The organism is Alsobacter sp. P4_H11, from assembly GCF_056400925.1.
On record NZ_JBFUKI010000003.1, the window covers coordinates 382,194 to 396,353 of the forward strand.

Consider the following 14,160-nt stretch of genomic DNA (forward strand, 5'->3'; position numbering starts at 1 on the left):
TTCGGCGCGCGGGGAGCGCACGGCGCGGGGGGTTGAGGATCGCGTCTGGCTACGGGGTGGCGTCATGATGGAGCTCTCAGAACTGCAATCGGAAAGCGGGAGAAGAGTTCCGGCAGTGGCAAGGGCTTGCCGGCCGAGCGCACGGTTGCGCCGGAGACGATGTCGCGCCATTCGCCCGGCGGGAGAATGACGCTGGTTCCCGCCCAAGCGGAGGGGCGCGGCGCCAATCCGTCAGCATCCAGCAGGGATCCGACGAGGCGCGGGACGAGGAGAACGACCTGCTCGCCCGCTCCCTGCCGCCGGAAGGCCAGCACGTTCGCGGAGCGTGCGCCCTCGACGGCGAGCGGCTGGTAGTCGCCGGACGCATAGAGGGCCGGGGCTGCGGCGCGGTCGGCGAGCAGCGCGCGAACGAGCGCCTGCTTGACCCGGCCGTCGGTCCAGTCCGCCACGAGATCGGGCGGCGATCCCGGCTTGGCGAGCGCCTTGGCGCGGGCGCGGTAGTCCACCGGGCGGCGGTTGTCCGGGTCGACCAGCGAGAAGTCCCAGAACTCCGTGCCCTGGTAGAAGTCCGGCACGCCCGGCATCACGCATTTCACCGCCGTGCGGGCGAGGCTGATCAGCGCGCCCCTGCGGGCGAGCCGGCGGGCCAGCGGCCGAAGGGCCTCCAGCGCCGGGCTCTTGGCCGACACGATGGCGGCGATCCAGTTTTTCGCCGCGGCCTCGTATTCGGCGTCAGGCTCCAGCCAGCTCGAGCGGCGCTTGGATTCGCGCAGCGCCTTTTCGGCGTAGCCGTCCAGCCGCTCGCGGAAGGTCTTGAGCGCCTTGCGGTCGTCCTTGTCGAGCAGCTCGACCGGCCAGGCGCCCAGGATCGACTGGAGGATCATCCAGCGGTCGTTGGCGTCCGGTGCGTCCCCGTTCCGGGCGACTGTTTCGGAGGTCAACCGCTCGGTTTCGGCCAGCGCGTCGGCCCACCCTTGCGGGTCGTCGGCCAGCGCGATGAGGCGCGAGCGGGCGTCCTCGCCGCGCTTGGTGTCGTGCGTGGCCGTGCCCGTCATGGCGTTCGGCCAGTCGGCCGCGCGGCTCTGCATGGCGGCGTGGAAGTCCTCCGGCGCAAGGGCGAAATGCGCCGGGTCGCCGCCCACCTCGTTCAGCGCCAGCAGGCGGACGTGGCGGTAGAACAGCGTGTCCTCCAGCCCCTTGGCCATCACGGGACCGGTGAGTTGCTGGAAGCGGCGGCGAACCGTGGCGGCCACCGCCGGCAGGCGCCGCGCCACCGCGCCGGCGTCGAGCAGCACCGTGCGGATGAAGTCGCAGGCCGCCTCGCCGGATGGCCCGAGCCGCCGCTTGGCCTCCGCGACCACGCCGTCCAGCAGGGCGACGTCGGCCGGGTCCGGGGCTTCGGCTTCGCCGCCCTCCCGCAGGTAGGTCCGGTATACCGGGAAGGCCGCCACCAGGGCGATCACGGCGCGGCGCAGGCGCGCGGCGACGAGGTCGCGCGTGTCGCGGTCGGCGCGCGCGATGGCGGCGAGATCGAGCACGATGGCGTCGCGCTCGCTCGCGAAGCTGGTTTCCAGCAGCTCGGCCTTGGCGGCGTAGAGCTGCTCGCCCGGCGCGCGCGGGTCGGTGCGGACCTGGTCGTAGAGCGCGTCCAGCTGCGCCTCGGCGGCGGGGTCGAGGAAGATGCCGTCCAGCGGGCCCATGACGTCGTAGCCGGTGGTGCCGGCCAGCGGCCAGCGCCGCAGCTCCTCGCCAGGCTCCAGGATCTTCTCGGCGACGATGTAGACGCCCGGGCCGGCGGCGCGTCGCAGCGTCTGGAGATAGCCCTCCGGATCGGCCAGCCCATCGATATGGTCGATGCGCAGGCCCTGGATGCGGCCCTCGCGCACATGGCGCAGGATGAGGTCGTGCGCCTTGTCGAAGATGCGCGGGATCTCGACCCGGAGGCCCGCCAGCGTGTTGACGTCGAAGAAGCGGCGGTAGTTGAGCTCGCTGGAGGCGAGCCGCCATTCGGCCAGCCGCCAGTTCTGGGCTTCGAGTAGCCGATGCAGGGCCTCGAACGAAGCCGCCTGCCCGGCCGCGCCGTTGTGGGCGTCCAGCGCGGCTTCCACGGCCTTGCGCAAGGCGCGCGATCCTTCCGCCTGGGCGACGAAGCCGCCCGCCAGCGCGGCGGCGCGCTCATAGATGGCTTCGCCGCGCGCGGCTTGCAGCGCCAGGCTGCGCAGCCCATCGGCGACGCCAAGCACGGCCTCGCGGTCGGCCGAGCCCTGCCGCAGCGCGGCGGCGGCGCTATCCAGCAGCGCCGGCCAGGTGAGCGGGCCGACCGGCATCCACTCGTCGTAGTAGGCGAGCCCGAAGCCGCCGCGCGCGGCCTCCCAGACGAGCTTCAGCTCGCCGGCCGCCAGCGCCGCGCCGTAGCCCTGGCCGAGCACGGGCAGCAGGATCTTGCCGTCCGCACCGGGGCGGTCCCAGTCGACGTCGAACGCCTGCGCGTCCGGGGAGACGCGGCCCCATGCCAGCATGGCCTGCCAGAGCGGGTTCTCCTTGCTGACCCCCATGTGGTTGGGGACGATATCCACCACCAGCCCGAGGCCGTGGCCCTTCAGCGCGTCCGCGAAGCGAATAAACGCCTCCTCGCCGCCGAGCTCGGGGTTGATCTCGCCATGGTCGACGATGTCGTAGCCGTGCGTGGAGCCCGGCCGCGCACGCTGGATCGGCGACGCATAGGCGTGGCTGATCCCGAGCGCGACCAAGTCCGGCAGGACCTTGATGGCGTCGTCGAACGTGAAGCCCGCATGGAACTGGAACCGATAGGTCGCGCGCGGCGCCGTCAGCGGGGCGCTGAGGCCCTGCCCCCGCGTTTCGCTGGCCATGGCGCGCGCGAGCTTCGCCATGGGGCCGTCCGGCGCCACCAGCTCGTCCACCGTCAGGGTTGAGCGGCGGCGCCAGTTCGGGTGGCCGTCGACGAGCCCCGGCATGTTGGCCTGGTTCATCTCCAGCGCGACATCCTCGACCTGCAGGGCGGCCAGGACCGAAGGCGTGCGGGCGAGGTAGCGGCAGGCGGCCTCCAACGGCGGACGGGCCGGCGGCTCGGCGTCGGGCAGCAAGCCCTCATTCGCGAGCGCTTCGGCGAAGCGCTTGCGCTCGTGGACGCGCTCGTCGCGGTCGCGGGCGGCGCGCTCGGCGTCGTAGATGCCGAAGGTTTCGCGCAGGTCGACGTCGAGCCCGCGCCACCAGCCCGCGAAGGTCGGCAGGTCGTGGGTGGAGAGCGCCGCCATGGCGGGCTGGGGATAAGCCTGCGGCTGCTTGAAGCCGTTCGCGTCCTGCTCGAAGAAGAACACGCGGTAGCTGAGCACGCCGGACGCCATGATGGCGTCCGAGAAGCCTTCAGGTGCGGTGCCCAGATCCTCGGCGATCACCAGGCACTCGGCCCGGTGGCTCTCGATGCGCAAGGCGGCGAGCAACGCCTCGAACGGGTATTCGAGATAGGCGCCGTCGGCCGCGCTCGCGCCGGGCGGGATCAGGAACAGCCGGGCGAGCTGGAAGGCGTGGTCGATCCTGATTGCGCCGGCGTGGCGCGCATTGGCGGAGACCAGCGCGCGAAAGCCTGCGAGGCCCTGCTCGGCCAGCGCCACCGGGTTGAAGGCCGGCAGGCCCCAGTTCTGCCCCTGCGGGCCAAGGAGATCCGGCGGCGCGCCGACGGCGAAATCCGGGATGTAGCGGTCCGGCGCGGACCAGACTTCCGAGCCATAGCGGTCCGGCCCCACCGCGAGGTCCCGGTAGAGCCCCAGCCCCATGCCGGCGTCGCTGGCGGCTGAGGCGGCGTCGCCGAGCTGCGTATCGGCCAGCCATTGCAGCCAGGCGTGGAACATGACCGCGCGTTCGTGCTCGGCCCGGAAAGCTTTTACGGCGTCCGAGCCGCAATCCTGCAGCTCGGGCTTCCAGCCGCCGGACCACATGACGCCCTCGTCACGGTGGTGCGCCGAGAGGGCCTCGAACGTCGCATGTGCTTCCAGCAGATGGCCGCCGCCCTGGCGGAAGGCGAGGAAGTCCGGGTCTTTCATCCAGGCGTCGACGCCCGCCCAGAGCGCCTCCAGCGCAACGCGGCGCTCGGCCCAGGCACGCTCATAGTCGACCAGCCCGGCCCCACGCGACGGCTGGGCGGCCTCGCGCGCCTTCGCGCCTTTTCGGCCGATGCCGGTTGGGTCGATATAGAGCGTCTCGAGAAACAGCCGCGACGACGGCGAATAGGGCGAGATCTTGGTCCGGTCGGACGCGAACAGCGCATGCACGGGGCTCAGTCCCAGAAAGGATGCGCCGTGCCGGGCCGCGCCGGCCGCGAGTTCGCCGACGGCCCGGTAGTCGCCCACGCCCGCGTCATGGGCGGCGCTGCGCAGGCCGTAGAGCTGCGCGGTCAAACCCCACCAGCGCTCGCCGCGGTCGAGCGCGCCCGGCGTCCAGCACCGGTCCGGCGCGGCCAGCACGGTGGCGCGATGGGTCGCCGCGCCGGCGCGGAGTTCGAGCGTGTGATAGCCGGCCGGCAAGGCCGGCATTGGGTTACCCGTGCGGCCTTGCCGGGTGGTTCCGTCCTCCAGCGTCAGAGACCATTCGGCCGCCTCACCGCCTCTGGTGTCGAGCGGCCATTCGCGCCCTACCGGCGCGACGATGAGCGACGGCGTCGGGCCGGAACGCAGGGCTTTCGCGTGTGCAAGGCTATCGCGCAGTTCGCCGGGCGATCCGGCCGGGAGGCCCAGCGCGGCCAGCAGCGCGCGTTGCGTGTCCGGCGGAACCGTAACGGGCGTGCCGTAAGCGTCGCTGTACTCGGCCGCAATGCCGGCCGCCTCCGCGAGTTGGGCGATGTCGGCGTCGAGGCCCTTGGGGGCGCGAGCTCGTCCCTTCACGGGACCTCCTGGACAGTTGGGTGAGGAGACGCGCCGGGCCCGGCAGGGCCGACGGCGTGCTGGAAGACCAAGAGGGAGCGGGCCAGGAGGTCGCAGGCGCCGCCGGGTTCGAGGATCGTGGAGGCGCGACGCACGAGACCGTCCGGAAGTTCCGTAGAGAACACTTTCACCCATCTGCCACCGCGCAGATGCGGGGTGAGATGGAACGAAACGTCCGCATCGGATGCGTTGAAGAGGAGCAGCAAGCGCTCGGACGGCTCCGCGTTACCGATCTGGACGCCGAGGGTCTTCAGCGTCGGCTCTGCCCAGTCGGCGCGCGTCATCTCGCGGCCGTCCGGCGTCAGCCAGTGCACGTCGCGCAGGCCCGTGTCGTGGCTCATCGCGCCACTCGGAAAGCTTCGGGGCCGCAGCGCCTCATGCCGCCGCCGGAACGCCGCGAGGTTCTGCACGAAGGCGGGCAGGTCGGGGTCCGCCGCGAAGCCGGCGCGCCAGTTGAACCAGCTCGTCTCGTTGTCCTGGCAATAGGGATTGTTGTTGCCGCCCTGCGTCCGGGACAACTCGTCGCCCATCAGCAGCATGGGAACGCCGATGGAGAGCATCACGGTGGCGAGCAGGTTGCGCTTCTGCCGGGCGCGCACCGCCAGGATGGCGGGATCGTCGGTTGGGCCCTCGACGCCATTGTTGGCTGAGAGGTTGTGCGGGTGGCCGTCCTGGCCGTTCTCGCCGTTGGCCTCGTTGTGCCGCTCGTCGTAGCTGACGAGATCCTGCAGCGTGAAGCCGTCATGCGAGCAGACGAAGTTGACCGACGCCCAGGGCTGACGACCCGCCGGCTCGAAGATCTCGCGCGATCCCATGATGACGCGGGCGAGATCGGGCAGCTTGCCCTCGTCGCCGCGCCAGAAGGAGCGCACCACGTCCCGATACTGGTCGTTCCATTCCGACCAGCCGGGCGGAAAACCGCCCAGGCGATAGCCGGCCTCGCCGAGATCCCAGGGCTCGGCGATCAGCTTGCACTGGCTCAGCACTGGATCCTGGCTGACGGCGCGCAGAAAGCCCGCGCGCTCCCAGAAGGCGTGGCTGTCGCGCGCCAGCGTGGATGCGAGATCGAAGCGGAAGCCGTCGACGTGGTAGGCCTCGACCCAGTGGCGCAGGCTGTCCATCACCATCTGCAGCACCCGCGGATGGCCGAGGTCGAGCGTGTTGCCGGTGCCGGTTGCGTCCCAGTAAAAGCGCCGGTTCTCGGGGGCGAGCTTGTAGTAGCTGGCGTTGTCTACGCCACGCCAGCACAGGGTCGGGCCGAGCTGGTTGCCCTCGGCGGTGTGGTTGTAGACCACGTCGAGCAACACCTCGATCCCGGCCGAGTGCAGGGTCGCGAGGGCGGCCTTGAGGCCGTAGACGCCGTCCTCGCTGAGGTAGCGCGGGTCGGGCGCGAAATAGGCCAGGGTCGAATAGCCCCAGTAGTTGCGCAGCCCCTTCTCGACCAGGAAGCGGTCGTCCGAGAAGGCGTGGATCGGCAGGAGCTCGACCGCCGTGACGCCGAGCTTGAGCAGGTGGTCCACCACCGCCGGGTGAGCGAGCGCGTCGTAGGTGCCGCGCAGGGTGAGCGGCGCCTCCGGGTGAAGCTGGGTGAGGCCCTTCACGTGCGCCTCGTAGATCAGGCTGTCGCGCATCGGCGTGCGCGGAGGCCGGTCGTCGCCCCAGGTGTAGGCCGGGTCCTCGACCACGCATTTCGGCATCATCGGGGCGCTGTCGCGCCGGTCGAAGGACAGGTCGGCGCGTTGCGCGCCGGTGCGATAGCCCGCAAGCGCGTCGTGCCAGCGGATCCGGCCGAAGAGCTGGCGCGCGTAGGGGTCGATCAGCAGCTTGTTGGGATTGAACCGGTGGCCGACGGCCGGCTCGTAGGGGCCGTGGACGCGGTAGCCGTAGAGCTGGCCGGGCCGCGCACCCTGCAAGTAGGCGTGGAACACCTGGTCGGTGCGCGCCGGCATGCGGATGCGGCGCGTTTCGCGCCGGCCGGTGGCGTCGAACAGGCAGAGATCGACCGCCGTCGCATGCGCGGAGAACAGGGCGAAGTTGACCCCGCGCCCGTCCCATGCGGCTCCGAGGGGCGTCGGCCGCCCCTCCTCGATCCGTATCATCCGCCTGCCCCGCGTCGCGCCTCTGCGATGCAGGAACGAACGACGGCGAGATCAGTTGCGCCGATAACCCGCCATGGGCTGACCAAAATGCGCCGCTTCGCGCCCGATCGGCGGTTCGGCCGGCGCGGCGTGGCCGTTTTCCGCGCCTTTCGGCACGGCGCAGTTCTGCTCCTGGGTGAGCACCGCCATGAAGTTCGCGCACCAATGGTCGACCGTGTTGGAGCGCAACCGCGCCATCATGGCCTTCCAGCGCTCCTTGCGCTCCTCCAGCGACATTTCCAGCGCCCGCACGATCGCGTTGGCGGTGGCCTCCGTGTCGTAGGGGTTCACCAGCAGGGCGGAATCGAGCTCCTCGGCCGCGCCTGCGAAGCGCGACAGCACCAGCACGCCCGGGTCGGTGCCGCGTTGCGAGGCGACGTATTCCTTGGCGACGAGGTTCATGCCGTCGCGCAGCGGCGTCACCATGCCGACGCGGGCCGAGCGGTAAAGGCCCGCCAGCGAGGTGCGGCTCACGGCCTTGTTGATGTAGCGCACGGGCGTCCAGTCGACGTCGCCGAACTTGCCGTTGGTCCAGCCGGCCTGCTCGGCCACCTCGTGCTGCATCTTGAGGTATTCGGGCACTTCCGAGCGCGATTTCGGGGTGATCTGCAGGAAGGTCACCTTGTTGCGCATGTTCGGGAAGCGCTCCAGCATGCACGAGAAGGCCTCGATGCGCTGGCGAATGCCCTTGGAATAGTCCAGCCGGTCGACGCCGATGATGAGGTGCTTGTCCTCCATGCTGGCGCGCATGCGGCGGACCAGCGAGTTCGACTTCGCCTCCCGGGCCTCCTGGCGGAACAGGTCCGTCTCGATGCCGATCGGGAAGGCGTCCACCTTGAAGACGCGGCCGTCCGCCTCCCAGCGGCCGTCGCCGAGGTCGCGGGCCATTTTCTCCTGCTCGAGGCAGCGGGTGAAATTCTCCACGTCGCGGCGGGTCTGGAACCCGACGACGTCGTAGCGCGTCAACCCGCTCAGCACGGTCTGGTAGGCAGGCAGCGCGCTGGAAACGTCGTAGGGCGCCCAGGGAATGTGGAGAAAGAACCCCATCCGGTTCTCGAAGCCCATCTGGCGCAGATAGGCGGCGAGCGGAATGAAATGGTAGTCGTGGATCCAGATCACGTCGTCCGGCTTCAGCAGCGTCGCGAGACGACGGGCGAAGAACTCGTTGACGCGGAAATACCCGGCCGTGTCGTTGGCCGAGATCTCGGTGAGGTCGAGCCGGTAGTGGCAAACTGGCCAGAGCGCCCGGTTGGCGAAGCCGGCGTAATATTCGTCGATGTCGCGCTGCGACAGGTCCGTGACCGCGTAGCTGACGCGGCCGAAGTCGTGCACCTGGAGCGGCGTCTCCTCCTCGGAGACGTTGCCGGACCAGCCGAACCAGAAGCCGCCGCGCTGCTGCAGGGCGGCGTTCAGCGCCACCGCTAGGCCGCCCGCGGCCGGAGAGCCGGAATCGCTCGGCACCGGAACCCGGTTCGAAACAACCACGAGACGACCGCCTGTCCCGGCCCGAGGCTTTGGAAAGAGCGGCTCGGTGGACGTTAGCGGTTCAAAGCGCACCATAGGACGGCCGTGATCTGCGGAGGTCATGCTTGCTTAACGCGGCACCCGAAGGTTCGTTGCAAAAAGGCGACGCTGGCGTGGCGAAAGGAAGGGCGGCGCGCCTTTTCGGGCTTTGAGGGAACCACCGGCAGGGCGCGTCGGTTCGCCGCGGATGAGCAATCCACCAAAGCCTGACGCCATCCTGGACACGCTGATCGTCGGGGCCGGCCCGGCCGGCCTCAGCGCCGCGCTGGTGCTGGGGCGCTGCACCCGGCGCGTGCTGGTGTGCGACTCGGGCGAGCCCCGCAACCAGGAATCCGCGCGCGTCAGCGGCTATCTCAGCCGCGACGGGTGCCGCCCCGCCGACCTGCGGAGCGTCGGGCGCCGCCAGCTGGAGCCCTATGCCAGCGTGGAGGTGCGCGACTGCGCGGTGGAGGACATCGAGGGCGAAATCGGCGCGTTCCGGGCGACGCTGGCGGACGGCTCCACCGTGACGGCCAAGCGCATCCTCATGGCGACCGGCCTGCGCGACACGTTTCCGCCGCTGGAGGGCGCCGAACGCCTCTGGGGCAAGGGCGTGTGGACCTGCCCGTATTGCGATGGCTGGGAGCTGCGGGACAAGCCCGTCGCGGTCTACGGCGCCGGCTCCGGCATCGTAGGCTTCGCCCTGGAGCTGCGGCTGTGGACGGCCGACCTCGTGTTGCTGACGCACGGCGATCCGAAGCTCGACGCCAAGGAACTCGCCGTGCTTGAGCGCGCCGGCATCCGCGTCATCGCGGATCCGGTGGAGCGCCTGGAGGGCGACGAGGCGCTGGAGCGCGTCCGCTTCCGCACGGGCGAGACCCTGGCGCGCGAAGCGCTGTTCTTTCTCGCGGATGCGCACCAGCGCTCTCCGCTCGTCGAGAAGCTCGGCTGCGAGCTCACCGAGCGCGGCACCGCCGAGACGTCGAGCTACGAGCGCTCCAACGTTCCGGGCGTCTATGTGGCGGGCGACGCGTCGCGCCGCGTGCAGTTCGCCATCGTGGCGGCGGCCGAGGGCGCGATGGCGGCTTTCGCCATCAACACCGAGCTGCTGCACGAGGAGCGCGCCGCGCTGGAAGCCGGTCTCTGACCTCGGCCGGGCGCGCCGGAACCCCGCGCCCCCACAACCGTTGCCGTCGAAATCGGAGCAAGAATCCTCGATGGCCGCCGCAGAAATGAACAAACCCGAAGCCCCGACGACCTCGCAGGTGCGCCACGCCATCGACAGCGGGCGGACCGGCGACAAGGTGGCGGCGAGCGATCCCGCCGCGGCCCCGCTCGGCGTGGACGACGAGGCCGCCGGCAAGCCGCCTTCCGCCCCCGAGCGCGCCCTGGCGCATCGCGAGGAGACCAAGACGCGCTGGAGCATCTGGAACAAGCATGACCAGGAGCATCGGCGCGAAGGCTACGTGACGCCGGTGTTCCTCGCCATCCTGGCCCTGATGGCGCTCGCGGTGGTGCTCGGCGCCTACAGCTTCGCCTGAACCCGATCGATTTGCCGTCCGGCCGCGCAGGCGTCATCCTGCGGGCGCTTTCACCATTGCGGTTCACCCCGGGAGTTTCATCATGGCCGTTACGGTGCTCGCGATTTCGGGCAGCCTTCGCAAGGCGTCGTATAACGCGATGGCGCTGCGCGCCGCGCAGGAGCTCGCGCCGGACGGCATGACGATCGAGGCCGCCGCCAGCATCGGCGACCTGCCGCACTACAATGACGACCTGCGGCAGGAAGGCTACCCGCCGGCCGTGCAGGCTCTGCGCGACGCCGTAAAGCGCGCCGACGGGCTGCTGATCGTCACGCCCGAATACAATTACTCGATCCCGGGCGTGCTCAAGAACGCCATCGACTGGGTGTCGCGGCCGCCCGAGCAGCCCTTCGACAACAAGCCGATCGCCTTCATGAGCGCCAGCCCGGGCATCTTCGGCGGCGCGCGGGCGCAGTACCAGATGCGGCAGATGTTCGTGTACCTGAACGGCCGCGTGCTGAACCGGCCCGAGGTGATGATCGGCGCCTGCGCAAGCAAGTTCGACGAGGCCGGCAAGCTCACGGACGCGCCGACGCGCGACTTCGTGCGCAAGCTGCTGGAAGCGCTGCAGGCCGAGATCGGCCAGCGCGGCTGAGAGCGCGCCATCATGCCGGGGGCGTTTCGATCGGGCTGGCTCGCGGCGGGGCTGGCCGTTGTGCTCGGTTGCGCCGCGCAGGCGCAGACGGCTGACCCGAAGGCGCCTGAGAACGACGACAAGCCGGCCGCGCAGGCGCAAAAGGCCGCCGCATCCACGCCGGCGGCAGACGCCATCTGCCTGCTGATCGAGGCCGCGGCCGGGTCGCACGGGTTGCCGGTGCCGTTCTTCACACGGCTGATCGGCCAGGAGAGCAGCTTCCGCACCGACGTGGAGGGCCCCGTCACCCGCTCGGGCGACAGGGCGCAGGGCATCGCGCAATTCATGCCGCGCACGGCGGCCGAGCGCGGGCTGCTGGACCCGTTCGATCCCGTGCAGGCGCTGCCGCGCTCGGCCGAGTTCCTGCGCGAGCTGCGCGACCGCTTCGGCAATTGGGGGCTGGCGGCCGCAGCCTACAACGCCGGGCCCAACCGCGTGCAGAACTGGCTCGACGGCTCCGGGGGGCTGCCGTGGGAAACCCGCAACTATGTGGAGTCCATCACCGGCCACCCGGCCGAGGATTGGGCCGCCGCCCGCAAGGGCGAGGCGAAGACGCCCGAGACCTCCGCGGGCGCGGGAGAAACCTGCGAGGCCGTGCGGGCGCTGCTGCGCAACCGGGCCAACACCTATGTGGCGGCCTTGCAGCGGCGCGTGGTGGAAGGCGCGGCCCGGCCCTGGGGCGTCCAGCTCGGCGGCGGCTTCTCGCGCGGGCAGGCGCTCGGCATGTATGCGCGCGCCGAGCGGCGCTTCGCCGCCATCCTGGCCGGGCGCGACACGCTGATTCTCAGCCAGCGCCTGCGCAGCCGCGGCACGCGGGCGTTCTACCAAGTGCGCGTCGGCGAGAACTCGCGCGAGGCGGCCGAGAGCCTTTGCGCCAAGCTGCGCGGCGCCGGCGGCGCCTGCCTGGTGCTGCGCAACAACCTGCCGCGCCGCACCCGGGCGGGGTGATGATTCGTCAGCCCGCGGCCGGCGAAGTCGCCTGGGCGGCTTGGTGGCGCAGATCCAGCACGCGCTGGGCGGCCGCCCCGATGGCCTCTCCGTTGGCCCCCTGCCCGCCCGCGACTTGCACGGTCGGGAAGGCGAAGTGGATGCCGTTTTCCTCGAAGGCGCGCTTCAGCAGCGCGTAGGCCTGCCGACGGATCACGAATTGCTCGCCGGGCTTGGTCATCATCTTGAGCCTGAGCTCGATCGAGAAGTCGCCGAGGTGCTCCACGCCCTGCATCTTCAGCGGCTCGATGATCTGCGGCCCGTACTCCGGATCGGCCTGCAGCTTCTTGCCGATCTCCTTGACGAGCTTCTTCACCTTGTCGAGGTCGGTGTCGTAGGTGACGCCCACCGAGATCTTGTCGATAACCCAGTCGCGGCTGAGGTTCTGCACCGCGCCGAGCACGCCGAACGGCACCGTGGTGATCGGCCCGCGATGGTGGCGCAGCTTCACGGAGCGCAGCGAGAAGGACTCCACCGTGCCCTTGTAGGCCCCGGCCGTGATGTATTCGCCCACCCGGAAGGCGTCGTCGAGCAGGTAGAAGATGCCCGAGATCACGTCCTTCACGAGCGTCTGCGCGCCGAAGCCGACCGCGATGCCGAGCACGCCCGCGCCGGCCAGCAGCGGGCCGATCTGGATGCCCATGGCGTCCAGCACCATCAGGAAGGCCACGCCCAGCAGAATGGCGAAAATGAAGTTGCGCAGGATCGGCAGCAGCGTGTTCAGCCGCGAGCGGCGGCGGCCTTCGGGCGAGTCGTCATGCGCGGTCGCGACCGTCTCGTCGAGCCGGCCGTCGATCACGGCGCGCACCAGCTTCCACACGAGATCGGCCACCAGCATGATGATCACGACGCGGATGAACGCCCGGATTACGCGCGTGAACGGGGATTCGCCCATCGCGATGTCGGTGATGTCGATGCGCCAGATGTTGGCGAGCAGGCTGGCGCCGATCACCACGAGCCCCACGCGGGTCGCGCGCTCGATCACGACCGCCCACGCGATCGCGCTGGTGCGGCCTTCGGCGTTGGAATCCTGCGGCCCCATGATGTTGCGGATGCTGGCCCGGACGGTGCGCATCGTGAGGGGCAGCATCGAGAGCGTGATCAGCGTCCAGAACAGCTGGCGCAGATGCAGGGCGCCCAGCACCCACGCGATCACGATGAGGCTGGAGGTGAGCACCACGGCCAGGCGCGAGGGCGGCTCGGTCGTCATACGGGTGCGCACCACGAGGCGCATCAGCAGCGTCGCGGCGAGCACCGTGATCCAGAGGCTCATCACCACCTGCCGGGAGATCAGCGGCACGTCCATGATGTTGAGCAGGCTGATCGTGGCCCAGATGGTCGCCAGCAGGGCGACCACGATCATCAGCGTGCGATACCAGAACCACGCCACCGGCTGGGTGAGCGGGACGACGCGGAAATAATCGTGCCGCGCGCCCGGCGCGATGATCACCCGGCCGAAGGCCTGCGCGAGGCGCAGGATCACCACCCAGGCCAGCAGGATGATCACGGTTTCGCGGATCACGGGCGGCCAGGGCACCAGCACGAAGCCCGCGATGCTGCCGAGCAGAAAGGCCGCGAGCACGAACAGCCCGAGACTGACACGCATGCCATGCAGCCGCAGCCGCTCCTGCACGGTGTCGCCGGGCGATTCCAGGAGCCGGTTCAGCATGCCGCGGCTGCCCCACCATGCGAGGCGCTGGGCCGCGACGCCGCCGAACAGCAGCAACGCGGAGGCGAGCGCCAGCTGCAGCCAGTCGATGTTGCCGCGGGCCGCCACGAAGCCCTCCGCCGCCGCCGCGATGTCGGCCGGAACGCTGGGCGCCGCCTCGATCAGCGCGCGCGCCCGCTGGCGCAGCTTCTGCAACTCGTCCGCCGCCATGAAGGACATCTCGCTGGACGCGTTGGCGCTCATGATCGACTGCATCGGCGCCGGCTGCGTCGCGGCCGCGGGCGTCACGGCGGGCGCGCCCGCCGGCTGAGCCGCCGTGGATTGCGGCAGGTGCGGCGCGAGCTGGTTGGTGACAAAGTTCCGGCCCGCCTCGTCGTTGGGCACCTCGATGATCACGCGGATCGGCGGGGCAGGGTCCGCGGCCTTGGCTCCGTGGCCTCCAAAGGTCAGGAGCGCCAACGTGAAGGCGACAACAAAGGCGGCGAGACGCATTGGACGTTCCGGCAGGCGCGAAGGGAGGCGACCGCTCTCATATAAGCACAAAACTGCCTTTTGGCGCCGTGACGTTGCAGCTATGCGCCGCACGCCACGCTGCGCGCGCCGGGCGCTTGCGCCAGGGTGGCGCTGCTGGACAAGACGTTGGGTTCCGTTAGACGGGACAGGCCTTGACTATTACGGCGCGCCACAATAGTGAGAATGAACGTTCATTCTC

The 14,160-nt window shown here is 70.3% G+C and carries 8 protein-coding genes; 4 read left to right on the forward strand and 4 right to left on the reverse strand.

Features of this window, described 5'->3' with window-relative positions; genetic code table 11:
- Positions 1–62: 62 nt before the first annotated feature.
- From treY to otsA, 3 genes are read right to left on the reverse strand one after another with little or no spacing between them, the layout of a single operon-like run.
- Positions 63–4,898, reverse strand: a complete 4,836-nt coding sequence (gene treY / locus AC1DSZ_RS07485; RefSeq protein WP_476837741.1) for a malto-oligosyltrehalose synthase — start codon at positions 4,896–4,898, stop codon at positions 63–65.
- Positions 4,895–7,036 (reverse strand): glycogen debranching protein GlgX, encoded by a 2,142-nt coding sequence (gene glgX / locus AC1DSZ_RS07490; RefSeq protein ID WP_476837742.1) that lies wholly within the window; start codon positions 7,034–7,036, stop codon positions 4,895–4,897. Before glgX ends, treY begins: the two co-directional genes overlap by 4 nt.
- A gap of 51 nt (positions 7,037–7,087) precedes the next feature.
- Positions 7,088–8,560 carry an alpha,alpha-trehalose-phosphate synthase (UDP-forming) gene (gene otsA, locus AC1DSZ_RS07495; RefSeq protein WP_476837743.1) on the reverse strand — a complete coding sequence of 491 codons (1,473 nt, stop codon included), beginning with the start codon at positions 8,558–8,560 and terminating at the stop codon, positions 7,088–7,090.
- Positions 8,561–8,786: 226 nt separating this feature from the next.
- On the opposite strand from otsA, the gene AC1DSZ_RS07500 reads away from it, so the two are divergent.
- The 4 genes from AC1DSZ_RS07500 (at position 8,787) to AC1DSZ_RS07515 (ending at position 11,740) form a co-directional block, all read left to right on the forward strand.
- Positions 8,787–9,725 (forward strand): NAD(P)/FAD-dependent oxidoreductase, encoded by a 939-nt coding sequence (locus AC1DSZ_RS07500; RefSeq protein WP_476837744.1) that lies wholly within the window; start codon positions 8,787–8,789, stop codon positions 9,723–9,725.
- Between the two features lie 70 nt (positions 9,726–9,795).
- The gene (locus AC1DSZ_RS07505) at positions 9,796–10,119 is read left to right on the forward strand and encodes a hypothetical protein (protein WP_476837745.1); all 324 of its coding nucleotides are present in this window, start codon (positions 9,796–9,798) and stop codon (positions 10,117–10,119) included.
- A gap of 82 nt (positions 10,120–10,201) precedes the next feature.
- Positions 10,202–10,753 carry an NADPH-dependent FMN reductase gene (locus tag AC1DSZ_RS07510; RefSeq protein WP_476837746.1) on the forward strand — a complete coding sequence of 184 codons (552 nt, stop codon included), beginning with the start codon at positions 10,202–10,204 and terminating at the stop codon, positions 10,751–10,753.
- A 12-nt stretch (positions 10,754–10,765) separates the two neighbouring features.
- A complete protein-coding gene (locus AC1DSZ_RS07515) occupies positions 10,766–11,740 on the forward strand; it encodes a transglycosylase SLT domain-containing protein (RefSeq protein WP_476837747.1) in 975 nt (324 codons plus the stop codon).
- A 7-nt stretch (positions 11,741–11,747) separates the two neighbouring features.
- On the opposite strand, the gene AC1DSZ_RS07520 is transcribed toward AC1DSZ_RS07515, so the two are convergent.
- A complete protein-coding gene (locus AC1DSZ_RS07520; protein ID WP_476837748.1) occupies positions 11,748–13,940 on the reverse strand; it encodes a mechanosensitive ion channel family protein in 2,193 nt (730 codons plus the stop codon).
- Between the last annotated feature and the right edge of the window lie 220 nt (positions 13,941–14,160).

What these genes read in the sequence shown, in the direction of transcription:
- glgX (WP_476837742.1), bottom strand. Translation starts at nt 7,036, where the DNA reads ATGATACGGATCGAGGAGGGGCGGCCGACGCCCCTCGGAGCCGCATGG.
- AC1DSZ_RS07500 (WP_476837744.1), top strand. Translation starts at nt 8,787, where the DNA reads ATGAGCAATCCACCAAAGCCTGACGCCATCCTGGACACGCTGATCGTC.
- AC1DSZ_RS07505 (WP_476837745.1), top strand. Translation starts at nt 9,796, where the DNA reads ATGGCCGCCGCAGAAATGAACAAACCCGAAGCCCCGACGACCTCGCAG.
- AC1DSZ_RS07510 (WP_476837746.1), top strand. Translation starts at nt 10,202, where the DNA reads ATGGCCGTTACGGTGCTCGCGATTTCGGGCAGCCTTCGCAAGGCGTCG.
- AC1DSZ_RS07515 (WP_476837747.1), top strand. Translation starts at nt 10,766, where the DNA reads ATGCCGGGGGCGTTTCGATCGGGCTGGCTCGCGGCGGGGCTGGCCGTT.
- AC1DSZ_RS07520 (WP_476837748.1), bottom strand. Translation starts at nt 13,940, where the DNA reads ATGCGTCTCGCCGCCTTTGTTGTCGCCTTCACGTTGGCGCTCCTGACC.